The organism is Pseudomonas sp. AM8 (assembly GCF_036346475.1).
GTDB classification, from domain to species: Bacteria; Pseudomonadota; Gammaproteobacteria; order Pseudomonadales; family Pseudomonadaceae; genus Aquipseudomonas; species Aquipseudomonas marginalis.
In genome coordinates this window covers 257,467-279,359 of the sequence record NZ_JAOTNX010000002.1, presented here as the reverse complement: position 1 = coordinate 279,359, position 21,893 = coordinate 257,467, and the positions used below count along the sequence as shown (strand labels likewise).

The 21,893-nt window shown below is 62.1% G+C and carries 25 protein-coding genes; 15 read left to right on the top strand and 10 right to left on the bottom strand.

What is annotated here, in order from left to right:
* Nucleotide 1: 1 nt before the first annotated feature.
* The 9 genes from narH (at nucleotide 2) to V3W40_RS06175 (ending at nucleotide 10,361) form a co-directional block, all read left to right on the top strand.
* Complete coding sequence (narH, locus tag V3W40_RS06215; RefSeq protein WP_027607174.1) at nucleotides 2-1,540, top strand: nitrate reductase subunit beta; 1,539 nt, start codon at nucleotides 2-4, stop codon at nucleotides 1,538-1,540.
* A 3-nt stretch (nucleotides 1,541-1,543) separates the two neighbouring features.
* Entirely contained in the window at nucleotides 1,544-2,299 is a 756-nt protein-coding gene (gene narJ, locus V3W40_RS06210) for a nitrate reductase molybdenum cofactor assembly chaperone (protein WP_065948143.1), read from the top strand.
* Nucleotides 2,292-2,972: a respiratory nitrate reductase subunit gamma gene (gene narI, locus V3W40_RS06205; RefSeq protein WP_065924655.1), complete on the top strand. Its 681-nt coding sequence runs from the start codon at nucleotides 2,292-2,294 to the stop codon at nucleotides 2,970-2,972. Before narJ ends, narI begins: the two co-directional genes overlap by 8 nt.
* Before the next feature lie 10 nt (nucleotides 2,973-2,982).
* Entirely contained in the window at nucleotides 2,983-3,909 is a 927-nt protein-coding gene (locus V3W40_RS06200) for a peptidylprolyl isomerase (RefSeq protein ID WP_330214647.1), read from the top strand.
* Nucleotide 3,910: 1 nt separating this feature from the next.
* Complete coding sequence (moaA, locus tag V3W40_RS06195) at nucleotides 3,911-4,897, top strand: GTP 3',8-cyclase MoaA (RefSeq protein ID WP_330214646.1); 987 nt, start codon at nucleotides 3,911-3,913, stop codon at nucleotides 4,895-4,897.
* Nucleotides 4,898-5,792: 895 nt separating this feature from the next.
* Nucleotides 5,793-7,793 carry a ribonucleoside triphosphate reductase gene (locus V3W40_RS06190; RefSeq protein WP_330214645.1) on the top strand — a complete coding sequence of 667 codons (2,001 nt, stop codon included), beginning with the start codon at nucleotides 5,793-5,795 and terminating at the stop codon, nucleotides 7,791-7,793.
* A 31-nt stretch (nucleotides 7,794-7,824) separates the two neighbouring features.
* Complete coding sequence (gene nrdD / locus V3W40_RS06185) at nucleotides 7,825-7,980, top strand: anaerobic ribonucleoside-triphosphate reductase (RefSeq protein WP_049712898.1); 156 nt, start codon at nucleotides 7,825-7,827, stop codon at nucleotides 7,978-7,980.
* On the top strand, nucleotides 7,977-8,672 hold the full coding sequence (locus tag V3W40_RS06180; RefSeq protein ID WP_065927214.1) for an anaerobic ribonucleoside-triphosphate reductase activating protein: 696 nt from the start codon (nucleotides 7,977-7,979) through the stop codon (nucleotides 8,670-8,672). The genes nrdD and V3W40_RS06180 overlap by 4 nt, the downstream gene beginning before the upstream one ends.
* Before the next feature lie 69 nt (nucleotides 8,673-8,741).
* Nucleotides 8,742-10,361 carry a methyl-accepting chemotaxis protein gene (locus V3W40_RS06175; RefSeq protein ID WP_330214644.1) on the top strand — a complete coding sequence of 540 codons (1,620 nt, stop codon included), beginning with the start codon at nucleotides 8,742-8,744 and terminating at the stop codon, nucleotides 10,359-10,361.
* Between the two features lie 520 nt (nucleotides 10,362-10,881).
* On the opposite strand, the gene V3W40_RS06170 is transcribed toward V3W40_RS06175, so the two are convergent.
* From V3W40_RS06170 to V3W40_RS06155, 4 genes are read right to left on the bottom strand one after another with little or no spacing between them, the layout of a single operon-like run.
* Nucleotides 10,882-12,237 (bottom strand): 4Fe-4S binding protein, encoded by a 1,356-nt coding sequence (locus tag V3W40_RS06170; protein ID WP_330214643.1) that lies wholly within the window; start codon nucleotides 12,235-12,237, stop codon nucleotides 10,882-10,884.
* Nucleotides 12,234-13,073, bottom strand: a complete 840-nt coding sequence (locus V3W40_RS06165; protein ID WP_330214642.1) for an FTR1 family iron permease — start codon at nucleotides 13,071-13,073, stop codon at nucleotides 12,234-12,236. The genes V3W40_RS06170 and V3W40_RS06165 overlap by 4 nt, the downstream gene beginning before the upstream one ends.
* 9 nt (nucleotides 13,074-13,082) lie before the next feature.
* On the bottom strand, nucleotides 13,083-13,406 hold the full coding sequence (locus tag V3W40_RS06160; protein ID WP_137212131.1) for a cupredoxin domain-containing protein: 324 nt from the start codon (nucleotides 13,404-13,406) through the stop codon (nucleotides 13,083-13,085).
* The gene (locus V3W40_RS06155; protein ID WP_330214641.1) at nucleotides 13,406-13,936 is read right to left on the bottom strand and encodes an iron transporter; all 531 of its coding nucleotides are present in this window, start codon (nucleotides 13,934-13,936) and stop codon (nucleotides 13,406-13,408) included. The genes V3W40_RS06160 and V3W40_RS06155 overlap by 1 nt, the downstream gene beginning before the upstream one ends.
* A 178-nt stretch (nucleotides 13,937-14,114) precedes the next feature.
* Here V3W40_RS06155 and V3W40_RS06150 point away from each other — a divergent pair, with 178 nt between their 5' ends.
* Complete coding sequence (locus V3W40_RS06150; protein WP_092485510.1) at nucleotides 14,115-14,324, top strand: DUF3079 domain-containing protein; 210 nt, start codon at nucleotides 14,115-14,117, stop codon at nucleotides 14,322-14,324.
* On the opposite strand, the gene V3W40_RS06145 is transcribed toward V3W40_RS06150, so the two are convergent.
* Both V3W40_RS06145 and V3W40_RS06140 read right to left on the bottom strand, forming a co-directional pair.
* Entirely contained in the window at nucleotides 14,313-14,591 is a 279-nt protein-coding gene (locus tag V3W40_RS06145) for a hypothetical protein (RefSeq protein WP_092485507.1), read from the bottom strand. The two genes, V3W40_RS06150 and V3W40_RS06145, sit on opposite strands and share 12 nt — an antisense overlap.
* Before the next feature lie 68 nt (nucleotides 14,592-14,659).
* A complete protein-coding gene (locus V3W40_RS06140) occupies nucleotides 14,660-15,136 on the bottom strand; it encodes a hemerythrin domain-containing protein (RefSeq protein ID WP_027607159.1) in 477 nt (158 codons plus the stop codon).
* Nucleotides 15,137-15,392: 256 nt separating this feature from the next.
* Between V3W40_RS06140 and V3W40_RS06135 the strand changes: the two genes are divergently transcribed.
* Nucleotides 15,393-15,599, top strand: a complete 207-nt coding sequence (locus V3W40_RS06135; protein WP_027607158.1) for a PLD nuclease N-terminal domain-containing protein — start codon at nucleotides 15,393-15,395, stop codon at nucleotides 15,597-15,599.
* Between the two features lie 61 nt (nucleotides 15,600-15,660).
* Here the strand turns inward: V3W40_RS06135 and V3W40_RS06130 are convergent, their stop codons facing one another.
* On the bottom strand, nucleotides 15,661-16,221 hold the full coding sequence (locus V3W40_RS06130; RefSeq protein WP_065927206.1) for a type 1 glutamine amidotransferase domain-containing protein: 561 nt from the start codon (nucleotides 16,219-16,221) through the stop codon (nucleotides 15,661-15,663).
* Between the two features lie 30 nt (nucleotides 16,222-16,251).
* A complete protein-coding gene (locus V3W40_RS06125) occupies nucleotides 16,252-16,755 on the bottom strand; it encodes a DUF4142 domain-containing protein (RefSeq protein ID WP_065927205.1) in 504 nt (167 codons plus the stop codon).
* A 186-nt stretch (nucleotides 16,756-16,941) separates the two neighbouring features.
* Between V3W40_RS06125 and V3W40_RS06120 the strand changes: the two genes are divergently transcribed.
* Nucleotides 16,942-17,154, top strand: a complete 213-nt coding sequence (locus V3W40_RS06120; protein WP_141606625.1) for a hypothetical protein — start codon at nucleotides 16,942-16,944, stop codon at nucleotides 17,152-17,154.
* A 2-nt stretch (nucleotides 17,155-17,156) separates the two neighbouring features.
* A complete protein-coding gene (locus tag V3W40_RS06115) occupies nucleotides 17,157-17,591 on the top strand; it encodes a DNA methylase (RefSeq protein WP_141606624.1) in 435 nt (144 codons plus the stop codon).
* Between the two features lie 262 nt (nucleotides 17,592-17,853).
* On the opposite strand, the gene V3W40_RS06110 is transcribed toward V3W40_RS06115, so the two are convergent.
* Nucleotides 17,854-18,639, bottom strand: a complete 786-nt coding sequence (locus V3W40_RS06110) for a DeoR/GlpR family DNA-binding transcription regulator (RefSeq protein ID WP_330214640.1) — start codon at nucleotides 18,637-18,639, stop codon at nucleotides 17,854-17,856.
* A gap of 121 nt (nucleotides 18,640-18,760) precedes the next feature.
* On the opposite strand from V3W40_RS06110, the gene V3W40_RS06105 reads away from it, so the two are divergent.
* Nucleotides 18,761-19,918: an alpha-hydroxy acid oxidase gene (locus V3W40_RS06105; RefSeq protein ID WP_065927201.1), complete on the top strand. Its 1,158-nt coding sequence runs from the start codon at nucleotides 18,761-18,763 to the stop codon at nucleotides 19,916-19,918.
* 195 nt (nucleotides 19,919-20,113) lie between these two features.
* Here the strand turns inward: V3W40_RS06105 and V3W40_RS06100 are convergent, their stop codons facing one another.
* Nucleotides 20,114-21,040: an alpha/beta hydrolase gene (locus V3W40_RS06100; RefSeq protein ID WP_141606622.1), complete on the bottom strand. Its 927-nt coding sequence runs from the start codon at nucleotides 21,038-21,040 to the stop codon at nucleotides 20,114-20,116.
* A gap of 164 nt (nucleotides 21,041-21,204) precedes the next feature.
* On the opposite strand from V3W40_RS06100, the gene V3W40_RS06095 reads away from it, so the two are divergent.
* On the top strand, nucleotides 21,205-21,792 hold the full coding sequence (locus tag V3W40_RS06095; protein ID WP_027607152.1) for an NUDIX domain-containing protein: 588 nt from the start codon (nucleotides 21,205-21,207) through the stop codon (nucleotides 21,790-21,792).
* Nucleotides 21,793-21,893 lie beyond the last annotated feature (101 nt).

Here is a 21,893-nt window from a genome sequence, read left to right as displayed (position 1 = left end):
GATGAAAATTCGCTCACAGATCGGCATGGTCCTCAACCTGGACAAATGCATCGGCTGCCACACCTGTTCCATCACCTGCAAGAACGTGTGGACCAGCCGTGAAGGCATGGAATACGCCTGGTTCAACAACGTCGAGTCCAAGCCCGGCATCGGCTACCCCAAAGAGTGGGAAAACCAGGACAAGTGGAAGGGCGGCTGGGTGCGCAACGCCAACGGCTCGATCAACCCCCGCATCGGCGGCAAGTTCCGCGTGTTGGCGAACATCTTCGCCAACCCCGACCTGCCGAGCCTGGACGACTACTACGAGCCGTTCGACTTCGACTATCAGCACTTGCACACCGCGCCATTGGGCGAGCACCAGCCGACCGCACGCCCGCGTTCGCTGGTGTCCGGCAAGCGCATGGAAAAGATCGAGTGGGGCCCGAACTGGGAGGAAATCCTCGGCACCGAGTTCGCCAAGCGCCGCAAGGACAAGAACTTCGACCAGATCCAGGCCGACATTTATGGCGAGTACGAAAACACCTTCATGATGTACCTGCCGCGCCTGTGCGAGCACTGCCTCAACCCGGCGTGCGCGGCATCCTGCCCGAGCGGTGCGATCTACAAGCGTGAAGAAGACGGCATCGTGCTGATCGACCAGGAGAAGTGCCGGGGCTGGCGCATGTGCATCAGCGGTTGCCCGTACAAGAAAATCTACTTCAACTGGAAGAGCGGCAAATCCGAGAAGTGCATCTTCTGCTACCCGCGTATCGAAGCCGGTATGCCGACCGTGTGCGCCGAAACCTGTGTGGGTCGGATTCGCTACCTCGGTGTGCTGCTGTACGACGCCGACCGTATCAGCGAAGTGGCCAGCACCGCCAACGAGCAGGACCTGTACGAGAAGCAACTGGAAATCTTCCTCGACCCGAATGACCCGGCGGTGATTCGCCAGGCTCTGGCCGATGGCGTGCCGCAGTCGGTGATCGACTCGGCCCAGCGTTCGCCGGTGTACAAAATGGCCGTCGACTGGAAGTTGGCACTGCCGCTGCACCCGGAATACCGCACCTTGCCGATGGTCTGGTACGTGCCGCCGCTGTCACCGATCCAGAACGCCGCTGCGGCCGGCACCGTGGGCATGAACGGGGTGATCCCGGATGTGGACAGCCTGCGTATTCCGCTGCGCTACCTGGCGAACATGCTCACCGCCGGCGATGAAAAACCGGTCAAGCGTGCACTCAAGCGCTTGTTGGCGATGCGCGCCTACAAACGCTCCCAGCAAGTCGATGGCGTACAGGACCTGCAAGTGCTCGAAGACGTCGGCCTGAGCGTTGAACAGGTGGAAGAGATGTACCGCTACCTGGCCATCGCCAACTACGAAGACCGCTTCGTGGTACCGAGCGCCCACCGTGAAGACGCCATGAGCGACGCGTTCGCCGAACGCTCCGGCTGTGGTTTCAGCTTCGGCAGCGGTTGCAGCGGCAGCTCCGACACCAACATGTTCGGCGCCAAGAAAGCCAACCGCCGTGACGTGCTGAAAACCGTCCAGATCTGGGAGGACTGAGCCATGCGCATTCTTAAAGTGATTTCGTTGCTGCTGGACTACCCCACTGAAACCTTGGTGAACGGTCGCGACGAACTGGAACAGGCGATTCTCGAATCCCGGGAAATCAGCCCCAAGCAGCGCGGTGCGTTGTTCGAGCTGCTGGAACTGATCTGCGCCAATGACCTGATGGACGGCCAGGAACACTACGGCGCGCTGTTTGGCCGGGGCCGTTCGCTGTCGCTGTTGTTGTTCGAACACGTGCACGGCGAGTCCCGCGACCGTGGCCAGGCCATGGTCGACATGATGGCCCAGTACGAAGAAGCCGGGTTTGCCATCGGCGTCAAGGAGCTGCCGGACTACATCCCGTTGTACCTGGAGTTCCTGTCCACCCGCGAAGACATCGAGGCCCGCGAGGGCCTGGCGGATGTGGCGCACCTGTTGGCCTTGCTCGCTGCGCGTCTGGACGAGCGTGAGAGCGGCTATGCCAGTTGCTTCCGTGCGCTGTTGCAGATTGCCGGCGCCGAGCCGCACCAGGCCGTGGCCGAACTGCGTGCCCAGGTCGCCGCCGAACCGCGGGACGACTCCCTCGAAGCCCTGGACAAAATCTGGGAAGAGGAGGCGGTGGACTTTATGCAGGCTGAGCAACAGGACCGCTGCGGCTCGATGCCAAGCGCCCCCGGCAAGGCCCGCGAAGAAAGCGCGGTGCCGTTGCATTGGGTGGATTTTCAGCAAGAAGGCCGGGCCGCAGCGCCCGCCGGGGAGGTGGGTAATGTCTAAGTGGAATTTGCTGGTATTCGGGGTGTACCCCTATGTGGCCCTGGCGATCTGCCTGTTGGGCAGTTGGGCGCGGTTCGACCTGTCGCAGTACACCTGGAAGGCCGGTTCCAGCCAGATGCTCAACAACCGGGGCATGCGCGTGGCGAGCAACTTCTTCCATATCGGCGTGCTGTTCGTGCTGGCCGGGCATTTTGTCGGTCTGCTGACCCCGGCGTCGGTTTACCACCATGTGATCAGCACTGAGAACAAGCAGTTGCTGGCGATGGTCTCGGGCGGCTTTTTCGGCCTGCTGTGCCTGGTGGGCTTGCTGATGCTGGTCAAGCGTCGCCTGGGCGATCCGCGCGTGCGGGCGACCTCGAGCCCGTCGGACATCCTGATCCTGTTGGTGCTGCTCGCGCAGTTGCTGCTGGGCCTGCTGACCATCGTCGCCTCCACCGGGCATATGGACGGCTCGGTGATGGTGATGCTCGCCGACTGGGCGCAGAACGTGGTGCTGTTGCGGCCGGTGGAAGCGGCCGAGTCGATTGCGCGGGTGTCGCTGATCTACAAGGCCCACGTGGCGCTGGGCTTGACCCTGTTTGTGCTGTTCCCGTTTACCCGCCTGGTGCACATGGTCAGCGCGCCGATCTGGTACCTGGGGCGTCGTTATCAAATCGTGCGGCAGAAGTATTGAGGAGAACGTCATGACTACAGGATGCGGATGTGGTGGCGGTAACGGCGGCAGCGGTGGTTGCGGCTCGTCGGCCAAGGAACCGGTGATGGCCGAGGCCGTGGCCCAGGCTTCTTTCGAGGAGATCAAGGCGCCGGAGTTGATCGCCAGCAGTGAACAGGAATGGCCGATCATCAGCGTCAACGGCGTGGCGGTCACCCCCGAGGCCATGGCCCTGGAGTTGCAATACCACCCGGCCGACAGCCGTGAGGAAGCGGTGTACCTGGCCGCCCGCGCGCTGGTGATCCGCGAGCTGTTGCAACAACGGATCGCCGAGCTGGGCCTGGCGGTGGAGATCGCCGCTGGAGAGAACGAAGAGGAAGCCGCTACGCGCTTGTTGCTGGAGCGCGAGGTCACAGTGCCCGACTGTGACGAGGCTACTTGCGTGCGCTACTTCGAGAACAACCGTGGGCGCTTTCACAGCGCGCCGTTGCTGGCGGTGCGGCACATCCTGCTCGAGTGCGCGCCGGACGACGCCGAGGCGCGCCACCTGGCGCACACCCAGGCTGAAGTCCTGCTGCTGAGCCTGGAAGAACATCCGGGCCAGTTTGCCGAACTGGCGCTCAAGTACTCGGCCTGCCCGTCCAAGGCCCAGGGCGGTTCGTTGGGCCAGGTGAGCAAGGGCCAGACCGTGCCCGAGCTGGAGCGCCAGCTGTTCACCCTGGCCCCAGGCCTGGCCGCCAAGCCGCTGGAGAGCCGTTATGGCTGGCACGTAATCAGCGTCGACCAGCGTATCGAAGGCCAGCCGCTGCCTTATGAAGCGGTCGCGGTCGCGATTCGCACCCAGTTGCAGCAAGGGGTGTGGCAGAAGGCATTGGTGCAGTACCTGCAAACCCTGATCGGCGCAGCGGACATCCTCGGCATCGCGCTGCAGGGTGCCGACTCACCGTTGGTGCAGTGACATGAGCCTGGTGGATGGGGTGGGCCGTTCGATCGATTACCTGCGCTTGTCGGTGACCGACCGTTGCGATTTTCGTTGTGTGTACTGCATGGCGAAAAACATGACATTCCTGCCGCGCCAGCAGGTGTTGACCCTGGAAGAACTGCAACGCCTGGCCGCGCTGTTCGTGGGGCAGGGCGTGCGCAAGATCCGCCTCACCGGGGGCGAGCCGCTGATTCGCCCGGGCATTGTCGGGCTGTGCCGCAACATCGCGGCACTGCCGGGCTTGCGTGAACTGGTGATGACCAGCAATGGCTCGCAGTTGGCGCGACTGGCGCGGCCGTTGGTGGAGGCGGGGGTCAAGCGCATGAACATCAGCCTCGACAGCCTGGATGCGCAACGCTTTCGCGGGATTACCCGCAACGGTGATCTGCGCCAGGTGCTGGACGGTATCGAGGCCGCGCGGGATGCGGGGTTCGAGCGGGTCAAGCTCAACTGCGTGGTGATGAAGGGGCGCAACTTTGACGAGGTTCCGGCGTTGGTGCGGTATGCCATTGACCAGGGTGTCGACATCAGTTTTATCGAGGAAATGCCCCTGGGGGACGTGGGGCGATCGCGGGGGGAGACGTTCTGCTCCAGCGACGAAGTGCGCGCGGTGATTGCCCGTGAGCATGGGCTGATCGATAGCACCGAGAACAGCGGCGGGCCGGCGCGGTATGTGCGATTGGCGGGGCATCCTGGGACGCGGGTGGGGTTTATTTCGCCTAATTCCCATAATTTCTGTGGCAGTTGTAATCGGGTACGGATGACGGTGGAAGGGCAGTTGCTGTTGTGCCTGGGGCAGGAGGATGCGCTGGATTTTCGCGCGTTGTTACGGCGCTATCCGCTGGAGGATGGGCCGTTGGTCGAGGCGTTGCACAGGGGGTTGAAGGGCAAGCCGTTGCGGCATGACTTCAGTGGGGAGGGGGAGGTGCAGGTGGTGCGGTTTATGAATATGAGTGGGGGGTGAGGGGGAGGTGTGGGGTGGTGTGGTACTGAGTACATATCCGTTTCTTCGGTAACGGCGGCTTAGGGTTCCGCTCTTACAGCGGGTCACTTTTGGAGGGACCCAAAAGTAACCAAAAGGTCCTCGCCCCAACACTCGGCACCTCGCCTAGGCTCGGTGTGCCCTCACTCCGGCTTTGGAGCGTGGGCCGCCGCGATGGGCCATCCTTGGCCCAGCGCGGCTAACCCGGCGTCCTGCCGGGTTACCCACGCTCCAAAGCCTGCGTTTGGCCAGCGTGTTTGACGGGGCGATTTGAGATCAAGAGCCAAAGCGCGGCGGCCTTAGAGCCGACCGGAGTTGGGTCTGGTGTACTCGGTAAATGTGGGAGGGGGCTTGCCCCCGATAGCGGTGAGTCAGTCAACCCAAGTATCACTGACCCACCCTCATCGGGGGCAAGCCCCCTCCCACATTTGGATCTCCATCCAGCAGGCAGACCTCAGCCTGCTTTTGCTCTGCTTTTGCTCTGGCTTTTGATCTTGATCCTAGGCGCCCCGTCAAACACGCTGGCCGAACGCAGGCTTGAATCCGTGGGTAACCCGGCAGGACGCCGGGTTAGCCGTCATGGGCCAAGGATGGCCCATGACGGCGGCCCACGGATTCAAGCCTTCGTTCGGGCACACCGAGCCTAGGCGAGGTGCCGAGTGTTGGGGCAAGAGCCCTTTGGTTACTTTGGGGCTTTTCCAAAGTGACCCGCTGTAAGAGCGGAACCATAGGCCGCCGTTACCTAAATAACGGATATGTACCCAATCAAAAAACCTTGACCCCGATCAAGGGACCCCCACCCCATTCTCCGTAACCTCACTGCATATTGTGTCTTAAAGACTAAAAACATCTATATGTAGTGCCTGGAGCCCGGAAAATGCAAAACACGCTCACCCCGCTGGTCAGCACCCGCCTACACAAACGCGACGGCAGCCTGGTCCCCTTCAACGCCGAAAAAATCCACCACGCCCTGACCGCCGCCGGTACCGCCACCGGCGAGTACCAGGAGGCCGACGTCGACCTGTTACTGGGCGCTGTCCTGGCCCGCCTGAGGGGCATCGAACACCTGGACGTCGAACAAATCCAGGACAGCGTCGAACGCGTACTGATGGACGCCGGCTACTTCCTCTCCATGCGCGCCTATATCGTCTACCGCGAACAACACGGCCGCCTGCGTCGCGACCGCAAGACCCTGGTGGAAGTCGCCACCTCGATGAACGAATACCTCGACCGCGAAGACTGGCGCGTGCAAGCCAATGCCAACCAGGGCTACTCCCTGGGGGGGCTGGTGTTGAACGTGTCGGGCAAGGTCACCGCCAATTACTGGCTCGACGAGGTCTACAGCCAGCAGATCGGCCGCGCGCATCGTGAGGCGGATCTGCATATCCATGACCTCGACATGCTCGCCGGGTATTGCGCCGGCTGGTCGCTGCGTTCGCTGCTGCACGAAGGCCTCAATGGCGTGCCGGGCCGTGTCGAAGCGGGGCCGCCCAAGCACTTGAGCAGCGCCCTGGGGCAGATGGTCAACTTCCTCGGCACCCTGCAAAACGAATGGGCCGGCGCCCAGGCGTTCAGCTCGTTCGATACCTACCTGGCGCCCTATGTGCGCAAGGACCAACTGAGTTACGCCGAGGTGCGCCAGGCGGTGCAGGAGTTCATCTACAACCTCAACGTGCCGTCGCGCTGGGGCACTCAGACGCCGTTTACCAACCTGACCTTCGACTGGGTGTGCCCGGAGGATCTGCGCGAGCAGGTGCCGGTGATCGGTGGTGAGGAAATGCCGTTTGCCTATGGCGATCTGCAAGCGGAAATGGCGCTGATCAACCGCGCCTACATCGAAGTGATGCAGGCCGGCGATGCCAAGGGCCGGGTCTTCACCTTCCCGATTCCCACCTACAACATCACCCACGATTTCCCCTGGGACAGCGAGAACGCCGACCGCCTGTTCGAGATGACCGCGCGCTACGGCCTGCCGTATTTCCAGAACTTCCTCAATTCCGATATGCAACCCAACCAGGTGCGCTCGATGTGCTGCCGCCTGCAATTGGACGTGCGCGAGCTGCTCAAGCGCGGCGGTGGGTTGTTCGGTTCGGCGGAGCAGACCGGCAGCCTGGGCGTGGTGACGATCAACTGCGCGCGCCTCGGCTACCTGTTCAAGGGCGACACCTCGGGCCTGTTGCAACGCCTGGACAGCCTGATGGACATGGCCATGGAAAGCCTGGAGGTCAAGCGCAAGGTGATCCAGCACCATATGGACGCCGGTTTGTACCCGTACACCAAGCGTTACCTCGGCACCTTGCGCAATCACTTCTCCACCATCGGCCTCAACGGCATGCACGAGATGCTGCGCAATTTCACCGGCGACGAGCAGGGCATGCACACCGAGGAAGGCCGCGCATTTGCCCTCAAGCTGCTCGACCATGTGCGCGCTACGTTGCTGCGCTTCCAGGAAGACACCGGCCACCTCTACAACCTCGAAGCCACCCCGGCGGAAGGCACCACCTACCGCTTCGCCAAGGAAGACCGCAAGCGCTACCCGGACATCCTGCAGGCCGGCAGCGACGTCGCGCCGTACTACACCAACTCCTCGCAACTGCCGGTGGGCTTTACCCAAGACCCCTTCGAAGCCCTGGAGCTGCAAGACGAACTGCAATGCAAGTACACCGGCGGCACCGTGTTGCACCTGTACATGGCCGAGCAGATTTCCTCGACCCAGGCCTGCAAGCAACTGGTGCGCAAGGCGTTGGGGCGTTTCCGTTTGCCGTACCTGACGATCACCCCGACGTTCTCGATCTGCCCGGTGCACGGTTACCTCGCCGGTGAGCATGAGTTCTGTCCCAAGTGCGATGAAGTGCTGGCACTGGCCGCTGCGCACTGAACCGATCTTCCAACCCGCAAGGAGATTCACCATGCAAGCATCCCAGCCACAACGTCAGCGCTGCGAAGTCTGGACCCGGGTGATGGGCTATCACCGGCCCGTGTCGGCGTTCAATCCCGGCAAACAATCCGAGCACAAGGAACGGGTGCATTTCACTGAAACGGCCGCCGTGGCCGGGCGCCAATGAGTCGAGCGCTACGGGTCGGGGGCCTGGTGCCCCTGACCACCCTCGACTACCCCGGCATGCTCGCCTGTGTGCTGTTTTGCCAGGGCTGTGCGTGGCGCTGTCGTTACTGCCACAACCCGGACCTGATCCCGCCGCGCGGTAGCACGGAGGTGGATTGGCGCCGGGTGTTGCTGTTTTTGCAGCGGCGCAAGGACTTGCTCGACGCCGTGGTGTTCAGCGGTGGCGAGCCGACCTTGCAGGAAGGCTTGCCGGCGGCCATGGATGAAGTGCGGGCGATGGGGTTTCGCGTCGGCCTGCACAGCGCCGGGATCAAGCCGGCAGGGTTTGCCAATGCGTTGCGGCATGCCGATTGGGTCGGCTTTGACGTCAAGGCGCTGGCCGAGGATTGCCAGTTGATTACCCAGGTCAAGCACAGCGGCGCCGCCAACTGGCGCAGCCTCGACACCCTGTTGGCCAGCGGCGTCGAGTACGAGTGCCGCACCACGGTGCATTGGCATTTGATCGACCCGCCTCGGTTGCTGTTGCTGGCCCAGCGTTTGCAAGCCAACGGCGTGCAACGCTTTGCGGTGCAAATGGTGCGCACGGCCAGCATGCTCGATGCGCAATTGTCGAGTTCTCCGGCACAGGCTGCCTTGCCGGAGTTATGGAGCCGATTGCGCGAGTTGTTTCCTGCTTTTGTATTGCGAGGGTGATCGGCGCCCTCAAGCGGATTTTTATAGATGCTGCCCATGACGGGCAGGTTTTCATCAGGGACTATCACAATGAAGCAATTAACCACGGCACAACGCATTGTCGTCGGCTTCGCGATTGCGCCGCTGGCGCTGGTCGGCTTGGTGTTTTACGCCCTTCACGACCTGGCGACCCTCAAGCAGCAGTCCGAGCAGATCGTGCAGCAGGACTGGCCCAGAATTGCGCCGATCATGGTGATCGCCACCGGGGTGCGCGATAACGGGCGCAACACCCGCGACCTGCTGATCGACCAGGATAACCAACAGGCCCAGGCCTCCATCGGCACCACGCGCGAGCGCATCACCCAGGCGTTCGCCACCCTCGAGCCGCTGCTCGACACCGCCGAAGGCAAGGCCGCCTATGCCACCTTGAAAACCCACCGCGAAGCCTACGTGGCGGCCTTCACCCAGGTGCAGGCGCTGATCCGGCAAGGGGCGCGCGAGCAGGGCCTGGCCCAGCTCAAACAGCAGGTGATCCCGGCCGAGCTTGAGGTGTTCAAGAGCCTGGATGCGCTGATGGCCATGCAGGGGCGGCTGTTCGCCGAGCGTCAGCAGGCGGCGCAAACCCTGTATGACGAGGCGCGAGGCACCATGCTCGGGCTGTTCCTGCTGTGCCTGGCCCTGGTGGCGGCGGCGGCGGTGATCGTCACGCGCAGCGTCACCCGCCCGCTGGGCGGCGAGCCGGATGAGGTGGCGCGGGTGTTGAGTCATATCGCCGAGGGCGACCTGACCCTCGAGGTGCCGTTGGGCAACAGTATCGACGGCAGTGTGATGCGCAACCTGCACCAGATGCAGCAGAACCTTAACCAGATGGTCCGCCATATCGCCACGTCGGTGGACGGCGTGGCCAGCTCGTCGGAAGAGTTGAGCGCAGTCAGCGGCCAGACCAGCAGCAGCCTGCAGTTGCAGGGCCAGGAAATCGAACAGGCCGCCACGGCGGTGAATGAAATGACCGCCGCTGTCGACGAGGTTGCACGCAACGCCGTGAGCACCAGCGAAGCCTCACGCCTGTCGGAGCAGACCGCCCAGCGTGGACAGGCGCAGGTGCAGGAAACCGTGGCGTCGATCAATACCTTGGCCACCGGTGTGGTGGAAACCTCGGAGCGTATCCAGCAACTGGCCGGCCGCGTGCAAGACATCAGCAGCGTGCTCGAAGTGATCCGCAGCATTGCCGACCAGACCAACCTGCTGGCGTTGAACGCGGCCATCGAAGCGGCCCGCGCCGGGGAAGCCGGGCGCGGGTTTGCGGTGGTCGCCGATGAAGTGCGCGCGTTGGCCCATCGTACCCAGGTCTCGACCCAGGAGATCGAGCAGATGATCGGCAATATCCGCCAGGACACCGAACACGCCGTGGCCGCCATGCACAGCAGCAGCGAGCGGGTACAGGCGACCTTGAACGTGGCGCAACGCTCGGGAGAGGCGCTGGACGAGATCACCCGGTCGATCTCGCAGATCAACGAACGCAATATGATGATTGCCAGCGCCACCGAAGAACAGGCGCTGGTGGCGCGGGAAGTGGATCGCAACCTGGTGGGCATTCGCAACCTGTCCCAGCAGGTGTTGCAGGGCGCGATACATACCGAAACGGCGGGGCACGACCTGGCCGGGATGGCCGGGACGCTGCATCAGACGGTGGCGCGGTTCAAGGTGTAACTTCGGCTGGTGCGGTCAAAACTGTGGGAGGGGGCTTGTTTCCGTGGCGGCCGTCGGGCCGACCATGTCGTTGGATTTGATTGAGTACATATCCGTTGCTGCGGTCACGGCCACTTAGGGTTCCGCTCTTACAGCGGGTCACTTTTGGAAGAGCGCCAAAAGTAACCAAAAACGCTTCGCCCCAACACTCGGCACCTCGCCTAGGCTCGGTGTGCCCTCACTCCGGCTTTGGAGCGTGGGCCGCCGCGATGGGCCATCCCTGGCCCAGCGCGGCTAACCCGGCGTCCTGCCGGGTTACCCACGCTCCAAAGCCTGCGTTCGGCCAGCGTGTTTGACGGGGCGATTTTAGATCAAGAGCCGAAGCGCGGCGGCCTTAGAGCCGACCGGAGCTGGGTCTGGTGTACTCGGTAAAAAGTGTGGGAGGGGGCTTGCCCCCGATGAGGGAGTGTCAGTCACTTATTTTTTAACTGACCCGGCGCTATCGGGGGCAAGCCCCCTCCCACATTTGGATCGGTGTGCATCAGCCAGCCCACCCCCAGAACTGCAACCACCAGCCATAGCCCACCAGCCCATTACTCAGCAGTACGCACAACCATCCGAGGCAACGGCGCCGGGTTCCAAGCCCCTGGAGCTGTCGCCACCCCAACCACAAGCACCAGCCAATCGCGGCGCTCAGCATCAGTGCACGAGCCGGTTGGACCCACGCCAATGCCAACCCTTCATAGCGCAACAACTTCACCGTCGTCGCCGACAGCCCCAGGAACAGCCCTGCACCCCCCAGGGGCGTGAGTGTCAGTGCCAAGGGCCGAAACAGTGCGCGGTCGCCGGCCACAGACGCGGCCAGGCGCAGCAGCAGCCAGCAGCCACCGCCGAGCAGCAGTGCGCTGCCAGCCAGGTACAGCACGATGCACAGGCCATCGAGCCAACTGAAGCTGTCGTTGAGTGGCGGGTAGTGGGTGAGCAGCCACCAGGGCGCGTTGTCTTGCAGCAGCCATAGCCAGTCGCGGCTTACCAGCCATTCGGCGAGTGTTTGTTTGAGCGCGATAAACCACGGGCTTACGGTCCATTGGAACGCGCCCATGGCCAGGCCGATCACGCCAAACAGCAGCAGGCGCGCATCCCACGGTGAGCCGGGTTGATGGGGCGCGTGGAGAATCTCCTGATTGCATGAGCGGGCGATCAGTTGCACCGCGCCGCGTTGCCCGCTGCAACGGCCACAGGCGTGGCAGTCGCTGGCGCCTTGCAGGCGGCGGATGTCCAGGAGTGGCGCGCAGTTGGGCAGCGGCAGGCGCGGGGCGTCGTTGGCTTTCCAGCGTTGTTCATCCACGGCGAAATGCACCGGCGCCAGGCGGGCGAGCAGGGCGAACACGCCGCTCACCGGGCACAGGTAACGGCACCACACGCGCTTGCCGCGCACGAACAGCAGGCCGACCGCCACCGCCGCCAACGTCGAGCCGCCGAGGATCAGCAATGCTGCCTGGGCGTAGTCGTACACGCTGATCAACTGGCCGTAGAGCGTGGTGAGGCAAAAGCCCAGGGTCGGCCAGCCGCCCCAACGCAGCCAGCGCGGTATGCCCAGGCCGCGCCCGTGCTGGCTGGCCCATTCGCTCAGCGAACCCTCCGGGCACAGCACGCCGCACCACAGGCGCCCGAACAGCACCATCGACAGCAACACGAACGGCCACCAGATCCCCCAGAAGATAAATTGCGCGAGCAGCGTCAGGTTGTTCACCATGCGCGCTTGGCTATCGGGCAACGGCAGCACGGCGGGCAGCACCAGCAACACGGCGTAGACCAGCACCACCACCCATTGCGCAGCACGGATCAAGCGCCCATGGCGGCGCATGCCATCGCCCAGTTGCTGCAACCAGCTCATGCCGCGTGCCGGGCGCGACGCAGGCCGTTGCCCACCCACAGCCAGTAGCCGAGCAGTATCAACACGGTGATAAGGCTGGGGGCCGCGCGGTAGCCGGCAAAGTCGGCCAGCAGCGCGCCCAGGCCGTGGCTGTCACTGAGCAGCGCGCTGCTGTCCCAGCGGCTGTCACCGACTGCGGCGTAGGCCCACTCGGGCATGTCCAGGCCCAGCAGTTGCCCACTGATACGGTCCACGGCCGCGATCAGCAAGGCGCCGCCGAGCAGCAACAGCAGCGCCTCGCTGAGGGCGAAAAACAGTGACCAGGAGATAAAGCGCCGACTGCCGCGCAACAGCAGCACGGTGAGCCCCGCCAGTGCCAGACCGAGCAGGCCGCCAAGGGCGAACAGGCCTTGCGCCTCATCGTGCAGGCGCGCCCCGGCGCCATACAAAAACACCACGGTTTCACTGCCTTCGCGACTGACCGCCAGCAGCGCCAGTAACAACACCCCCCAGCCGCCCTGGCGCGCCAGGCGCTCATCGGCCTCGCGTACCAGGCTGTGTTTGAGCGTGGCCGCGTTGCGGTGCATCCAGAACACCATCTGCACCATCAAGCCGCTGGCCAACAGGGTCAGCGCCGCTTGCAGCCACTCGCCCTGTGGGCCGGTCATGGTGTCACCGGCCCACAGCATCAAACCGGCCAGCCCGGCCGAACACAGCAACCCCAGCAGCACCCCGGCCCAGAGGAAGCGGGCAAGTTGCGCATGGCCGGCCTGGCGGCTGATCCAGGCCTGCAGGATACCGATCACCAGCAGGGCCTCGACGCTTTCACGCCAGACAATAAACATCGATTGATTCATCAACGGCTCCTATTCGGCGAGGATGCTGCCTTCGGGCAACTGTGGGTTGAACTCGTCGAAGAACGGGTACAACCCCGGCTTGAGCGGGTGGATCACCACAAAGGTGGTCACCCCCGCAGACAACACCTTCTCGACCCGCAACGGCGTGCTTTCGAATTCGGCCGGGCCTTGGCCGATGTTCTTGAGCACGATCTTGAAACGCTCTTCGGCCTTGACCACCAGTTGTGGCGGGTCGAAGTGGCCGTCCTGCAGGCTCAACTCATAGGTGGGCAACGGCGCCGCCACTGCCGCACCGCTTAGCAGCAGGCCGCCGAGCAACAGGGCGCGGCGCATCAATAGCCGCCTTTTTTGCCGATGCCGGCGTAGACGAATTCGTAGTGCACTTCGCAGCGTTCGAACCACGGGGCGACCCCGGTTTCCTTGTCGGTATGACGGCCCAGGGAGTGGTGGCCGGTGGGCGGCAATACGCTGAAGGTGAGGGTGTATTTGCCCGGGCCTTGCAGCTTGACGTTATCGCCATAGTGCGGCCCGTCGTTGGCGACCATGGCGTGGAAGTCGCCGCTGATGGGCGTGTCGCTGCCTTGTTTCTTCAGGGTGAAAGACAGGTTGAGGTAGGGCACGAAACTGCCTTCCTGAAACCCTTGGGCGTTGTCCGCCGTGGCGCGTACATCGGCCTCCAGGTGCACATCGGAATCGGCCGTGGCGCGCATCATGCCGGCGGGTGCCATCTCGATCGGTTGCAGGTACACCGCGCCGATTTCCAGGCCCGGGCAGTGTTGCGGTTCGCCGATGGGGTACTCCTTGGCAACTGCCACGGAGGTGCTCAGCAGCAGGGCAAGGGACAGCAAAGAGGAGGTACGCATGGAGGCTTCCTGACGGGTGAGGGAGAGAACCCGAGTCTAGGAAGGTCAGCAGTAAATAATAATGATTCTTGTCAAGTTCCGAGGATATTTCATCTTGGCCAGGCTTGATGCCGGTCAAGGTTGTACAGGCTGGATGGCGGTAGGTTGCAGGGAGTGTTCGTCGCCAGGGAGTCGACTCATGGCCAAGCCTTTCCCGCTGCACCCCAAGCATCCCGAACGTATCTGTTGGGGCTGTGATCGCTACTGTGCCGCCACCGACCTGGCTTGCGGCAATGGCGCCGACCGCACCATGCACCCGGCGGAGATGCTCGGGGATGACTGGTACGAGCATGGCGACTGGGGGCTAGGGCCCGAGCCGCCGGTGGCGGATGAACCGTCAGCTGCCTGAGCGGGGTTTTTCCTTGCCGTCTTTAGGGGTGTCAGCCGGCCTGGCGGGTTTGCTCGGCGGTTTGGCGGTATCCTTGGTTTTTTTGTCGCTGTCCGAGGGGCTGCTGGGGTAAGTCCCCGGTGGCAGGGCGGAGCCGGCGGCGCTGTCGCCACTCAAGGCGTTGGCGGCAGGTTCCGGGTTATCGCCAAAGGCGGCGAGGGCGGGGCCGGTGAGCAGGGCTGACAGGCCGACGATAAGCACAATCCGTTGGGACGATCTGGTCTTCATGACGCTATCCCCTATCGTGGAGATGTATCAGGAGCCTGGATGAATTCCAGGCTCCGGTCCTGCCTCGATCAAGCCGCCATCGGCTTGCTCGATTGCGACTTTTTATGCGCCGCTTTCATGGCTTCCATTTCGGCGCCCAACTCTTCAAGCAATGCCTTGCCCAGCAGCTTTTTGGCCTGGGGGAACATCTCGGTTTCCTCTTCTTCGATATGGTGCTCCAGCAGTTCCTTGACCACTTTGACGCGGCCGGAAAACTCGGTGGTCGACGGTTCGGTCTGCTTCAGGTCGGGCAGCACCAGGGCGTCGACGGTGCGGTGCTCTTCCTTGGCTTCGTGGTACATGATGTCCTGTTCCTTGCCGCCGGCCTTTCTGAACGCCGGGTAGAGGATTTCTTCTTCCAGCCTGGTGTGCAGGCTGATTTCCGCTTCCAGCTTGGCCAGTAGCTCGGTGCGCTTTTTCACCCCGCGTTCGGTGGACTCACTCAATTGAGTCAACAGGGCCTTTACGCGTTCGTGGTCGGCTTTGAGCAGGTCAATGGCATTCATCGGTGACACCTCACGGGAAACTCAGGGCGCGTCGATATGCACGCCTCGTCCAGTGCAGTGGTGCATCAGGCGTACCAACTTGAGCGATTTTAAATTGGCCTTTCAATTCAATTGGTTGAAGAGGATTGCAGAGAGCGCCTGTCGTGCAGGTTGCATGGTCGGCCTGGGGGCACGTTGCATTCCACCACCCAGGAAAATTTAAATGAACCCTCGCGGCCGATACTTGAACTAACGCATACGACCTAGGAGGTGAAGCATGGAAATTCAATATATCTGGATTGCGTTGGCGGTGATTCTGCTGCTGTTGGAGTTGTGGGCGATCAATATCGTATTGCGCAGCACCAGTGGCTGGGAGACCAAGGGCTTATGGCTGGTGATCCTGATCTTCGTACCGCTGGTGGGCCTGATTGCATGGGCTATGTTCGGGCCCAAGCGGGAGATGCCGGAGCAGCGTAAAAGCTGAGTGGCAGGGGTAAAGCAAAACAGGCGCCGAAAGGCGCCTGTTTGCGTTCAATGTTGGCGGTTCAACCAGCGACAGCCTGGGCAATCGCCTCGTTGAAAGCAGGCAGATCGTCCGGTGTACGCGAGGTGATCAAGGTCCAGCCATTGGCCTGGCATTGCTTGACTTCGGTATCGACCCACCCGGCCGCGCCAGCGTTTTCCAGGTCGATGCGCACGCTTTTGTACGAGGTCAGGGTCTTGCCCTTGATTACGCCGGCGTCGATCAGCGTCCATGGGCCGTGACAGATCGCCGCGATGGTTTTACCGGCTTGGGCAAAGTCCTTGATCAGGCGCAGCGCCGCCGCGTCCTGGCGCAGGGTATCGGCATTGACGGTACCGCCAGGGATCACAAGGGCGTCAAAGTCGCTGCTGGCCACGTCCGACAGTTGCACGTCGGATTCCACGGTTTTGTCCTTTTCGGTGTCGCCGACAAAGGTCTGGGTGGAGCCGCCTTTGCTGGACGCGTGGGTCACCGTGGCGCCATAGCCGCGCAGTGCTTCCAGGGGCTTGAGCAGTTCGTCGCGCTCGATGCCGGTGTTGGAGGTGATGACCAGAATCTTCTTGCCGTTGAGTTGCGAACTCATGATCGAATGTCTCCTTGAGTCAGGAATGAATTAATGGTCGTGCTTGGCTTGCAGCTCCTTGGCCATTTTCAAATGGGCTTCAAGGGTTGGCAGCGTCTTGGTGGCGAAGGCTTTCAGCTCGGCATTGTCCGAGGAAGCAGCTTCCTTCTTGAACAGCTCGACGGTTTTTTCATGGGCGTCGACCTGGTTGTTGGCGTAGGCCTTGTCAAATGATTCGTCGCGCAGTTCCAGGATGGCTTTCTTGGCCTTGTCAGTCAGGGCCGCGTCATCCGGCACTTCGATGTCGAGTTTTTTTGCCAGGGCCATCAGTTCCTGATTGGCCTTGGTATGGTCGGTGACCATGTGCTGGGCAAACGTCTTCACGTCGGCCGAGCTGCTTTTTTCGAGGGCCAGTTTACCGGCTTCCACCTCGGTGATACCGCCTTGGGCTGCGTCATCGACGAAGCTGTTGGAGGTGGCGGCCATGGCGTTGGATATTGCGCCGGCAACCAGTACGAAAGTCAGGCCCATTTGTTTCATCAGCAGAGTGGTCATGATGGAGCTCCTTGAAAGTGGCGGGATGCCGTTACCTGACTGTTGAGCCGAGGCCGGGGCAAAAGGTTTAAATTTTTTTGTTCCTGTTTGTCCGCGGCAATTTCCTTGAACTATCGACATTCACAGGCCTCTGCTGCGTAAGTGCCCGCCGCTTTCGCGAGCCTTCAACTGCCAGGAGATTTCACTGTGACTGCCGATAAAACCCCAGACCCGATCAGTTCCGAACAGGCGCAAAAAGGTACTGATAAAGCCGCCAAGGGCCAGACGCTGGAACGCCCGAATCCCAGCACCGAAACCGTCGACAAAGTGCTGACACCCACCTCGATCAAGGACACCGAACGCCAGGCCGACGCCATCAACGAGCAGGCGAACAAGGCCGAGCGCAAGCTGGGGCACTGAGCATGGCCAAGGCTATTTCAGCGGCTGAACTGGGCATCGATCTCAAACCTGGGGATGACGCCAGCCTGTTCAAGTGGCTTGTCGCCAGCTTCCTGATGGGCAAGCGCATCCAGGCGCTGATTGCGGCCCAGGCCTACAAGGTGATCGTTGAAGAAGAGGGGCGCGATACGGCGCGCAAGCTGCAACATTGCACCTCCAAGGAATTGGTGGCGATGTTGGGGCGTGCCCACTACGTGCGGTACGACGAAAGCACCGCGCAGCGCCTGCTGGACCTGAGTGCCAAGCTGAACGCCGAGTACGCCGGCAAGATCAGCCACATCCGCAGTGCCAGCGAAAACCGCCAGGCGTTCGAACAGCGCCTGGGTGAATTTGACGGCGTGGGGCCCAAGACCATCGAGATTTTCATGCGCGATGCGGCCAAGGTGCTGTCGTGGTGAGCAGGCTTGTTGTGGCTAGTGAGCTTGCTGTGGTGAGCAAGCTTTTTTGGGGTGAGTGAGCTTGTTGTGGTGAGCGGGCTTGCTGTGGTGAGCGGGCTTGCCCCGCGCTGGGCTGCGAAGCAGCCCTAAACCAGTCACCGCGTTCAGGCAGGCAGGATAATGGCGGTGGCCTTATGAGGGGCCGCTACGCGCCCCAGCGCGGGGCAAGCCCGCTCACCACAAAAAAAGCCTGCCAGCCACACCGCCATTTGATGCCCTGTACCTACTCGACCTCGACCCGCAACACCTCCAACCCTAACTGCTCATACGCCTCCACACTCGGCACATGCCACTCCGTGATCAACGTGTGAATACGGTTGCACGGAGCCACCACAAACGGTTCAACCGCACCCAGTTTGTCGGCCATGGTCACCGCCACCACATGGGAGGCGCTGTCGAGCAGGGCCTGCTTGACCGCCACTTCATCAAAATGCAGCGAGCTGATGCCCACTTGCGGATGCAGTGCGCATACCCCGGTAAACAGCAGGTCGGCCTTGATGCTCTGGATCAGGCGCACCGCCTCGTGACCGCTGGTGGACAAGGTGGCCGGGTTGAGTTGGCCACCGGCAAGTATCACCTTCACATCGCGATGGTCGGCCAGGGCGATGGCGATCATCGGTGATGGCGTGACCACCGTCAGGCGGATCGAGTGCGGCAATGACTGGGCGATCTGCAAGGTGGTGGAGCCGGAATCGAACAGCACGATCTGGCCGTCTTCCACGCGCTCGGCGGCGAGCTGCGCGAGTTGACGCTTGGCTTCATTGGTTTCGCCGACGCGGGTGAAGAAGTCCTTGCCGGTGTCCTTGGGCCGGGGCAGGGCGCCACCGTGCACGCGCTGCAACAGGCCGGCGGCGGCGAGTTCGCCGAGGTCGCGGCGGATGGTGTCCTGGGACACGGCGAAGTGCTCCACCAGCTCCGAGGCAGTGACTTTGCCGTCGCGTTCCAGCAGTAACAGGATCTTTTGTTTGCGCAGGGAAGGCAGGTCGATGGCGTGATGGGTGTTGTGCATGTTTGTGCGCTTTTTTGCGGGTTTGTGCGAGATTAGTCTGCAGTCGATATAAACGCAATGGTTGGTTGCCCACCCGTGGGGCGGTTACTCTCTGCGCTCAGTTCAGGGAGAGGTGACCTAGATGTCGTTGATTACAACCATCGAAGATTTACGCAAGCTGGCGCAAAAGCGGGTGCCACGGATGTTCTACGATTACGCCGATTCCGGGTCCTGGACTGAAAGCACCTACCGCGCCAATGAAAGCGATTTTGCCCGGATCAAATTCCGCCAGCGCGTGGCGCGCAATATCGATGAACGTTCGATCCGCGCCACCATGCTCGGCCAGGACATGGCCATGCCCGTTGCCTTGGCCCCCACCGGTCTGGCGGGCATGCAGCATGCCGATGGCGAGATCCTTACCGCCCGCGCCGCCGCCGCGTTTGGCCTGCGCTACACCTTGTCGACCATGAGTATCTGTTCGTTGGAGGACATCGCCGAACAAGTCGGCAAGCCGTTCTGGTTCCAGCTGTATGTGATGCGCGACCGTGGTTTTGTCGAGCAATTGATCGAACGTGCCAAGGCGGCCGGCGTGGACGCACTGGTGCTGACCCTGGACCTGCAGATCCTCGGGCAACGCCACAAGGATTTGATCAACGGCCTGTCGGCACCGCCCAGGCTGACCTTGCCGAACCTCCTCAACATGGCCACCAGGCCGCGCTGGGTGATGGGCATGCTCGGTACCCGGCGGCGTGGCTTCGGCAATATCGTCGGGCATGTGAAGGGCGTCGCGGACATGGGTTCGCTGTCATCGTGGACCGCCCAGCAATTCGACCCGCGCCTGAGCTGGGACGATGTGGAATGGATCAAGCAGTGCTGGGGCGGCAAGCTGATCATCAAGGGCATCCTCGATGTGGAAGACGCGCGCCTGGCTGCCAATTCCGGGGCGGATGCACTGGTGGTGAGCAACCACGGTGGCCGCCAGTTGGATGGTGCGCCGTCGAGCATCAGCCAGCTGCCGGCGATTGTCGACGCGGTGGGCGAGCGCATTGAGGTGTGGCTGGACGGCGGCATTCGCTCCGGCCAGGACGTGCTCAAGGCGATGGCACTCGGCGCCAAGGGCACCATGATCGGTCGCCCGCATTTGTATGGTCTGGGCGCGATGGGCGAAGCAGGGGTGACCAAGGCGCTCGAGATCATCGCCCGTGAATTGGACGTGTCGATGGCGCTGTGTGGCTATAACGATATACGCGATGTGAATCGCGAGATTCTGCTGCCGGGTACATTTCCAAAAATCGTTTAATCAGCAAAAAAATCGTAAAAAAATAAAAAGAGTTGTCCACGAAAACCGTGGGTATCTCTGTGGATAACTTTGCGAACGCCCGGCAGGGTTGGCGATTTAACCAAAGGTTAATATTTGATCAACTGCCGGCGAGGGCCAGTATGGGCAGGGTTTGCGCTTGACAGCCAAGCGCGAATCCAGTGCCGAAAAACGGATTTATGACTCGTTGTCACGGCCGGTTGCGTGGGTGACAACCTGGGCGGGCATCTTCGCTTGCATCAGATTGTCGAGTGCCTGGCGATAGCTGCGACCGGCCAGGCTCATGCTGTTGTTGTGGCTGGCACCCGGCACCAATAAGAGGCGTTTAGGTTGCCGGGCCGCTTCAAATAGTTGCTCGCTGAAACGCGGCGGCACATAGCGATCATCCAGGCCATGCACCACCAGCAATGGCATATGGATATCGGCGATCTTGTCGATGGAGTCGAACTTCTGCGACAGCAACCAACGCACCGGCAGCGAGGTATTGGCCACCGCCGCGGCCACATCGGCCAGGGAGGTGAAGGTGGACTCGATCACCAGCCCACGTACCGGCAGTGGCGTTTGCTTGCCCAGTTCGGCGGCCAGGTCGATGGCTACCGCGCCGCCGAGTGAGTGCCCGTAGATCAGGCGCTTGCCGGGGTCCGGTTGCAGTACCTGGAAGCGTTCCCAGGCGATGCGCGCGTCTTCATAGACCGTGGTTTCCGAGGGCAGCTCGCCGTGGCTCTGGCCGAAACCGCGATAGTCGATGGCCAGTACCGAGTAACCCAGGGCGTGCAACTGCTCGATGCGAAACAGCTGCCCGGTGAGGTTCCAGCGTACGCCGTGCAAGTAGAGGATCGCCGGTGCGTCCTTGTTGGCTGCCGGGTACCACCAGCCATGAATGTTCTGCCCCGATTTGAAACTGGCGGGCTTGAGTTCGAATTCCTGCACCGCCTTGGGCAAGCCGCTGTACCAACTGGCGGTGCCGGGTTCGATGCGAAACACCAGCTCGCGCTCCTTGTGTTGCAGCACCGCGCAGCCCACGGGCAGGCCGACGATCAACAGTGCCATGCACAGCAGGGGAAACCAGCGCAGGCTCAGGCGCGATAGAAAACGAAAGGGCATGGAGATTCCTGGGCAAAGGTGAAGCTGGGGTTTTACCAGATGGCCTGCACAGGCAGGTATAAATTCGACGGCCGTCCACGGCGATTGCTTGCAAAGTGTTACAGCATTTGACGCCATTGATGCCGGCGCGACATGCTCGTGCTCTTTTGAGCAAAGGCCTGACCATGGACAACAGCCCCGTTCGCATCACCGCCGAAGAAACCCTCTCGGACAACTGGTACCTGCTGAAAAAATACAGCTTCGACCTGCGTCGCCGCGACGGCAGTTGGCAAGCCCAGACCCGCGAGGTGTATGACCGTGGCAATGGCGCGACGATCCTGCTGTACAACCGCGAGCAACGCACCGTGCTGCTGATTCGCCAGTTCCGCATGCCCACCTTCGTCAATGACTACCACGGCTATCTGATTGAAGCGGCGGCGGGGTTGCTGGACAACGCCAGCCCCGAAGAGCGCATTCGCCTGGAGGCCGAGGAAGAGACCGGCTACCGCGTCGGCCATGTAGAGAAGATCTATGCGGCGTTCATGAGCCCGGGGTCGGTCACCGAGCGGATTCACTTTTTTCTCGGCGAGTACCAGCCGGGGGACCGGGTCGGCCATGGCGGCGGCCTGGAAGAGGAGGGCGAGGACATCGAGGTGCTGGAGCTGGGTTTCGAGCAGGCACTGGCCATGGTGCAGAGCGGCGAGATCGCCGACGGCAAGACCATCATGCTGTTGCAGCACCTGGAATTGCGCATGCTGAAAGAAGGCTGGTGAGCCCTTTCCAGCCATCCCCCTCAAACAGCACGTACATGCAATTTTCCTGACGCTGTCCTCGGCAAACTCCCCTCATCGCTGACATTTCAAGGCAGAGGGGC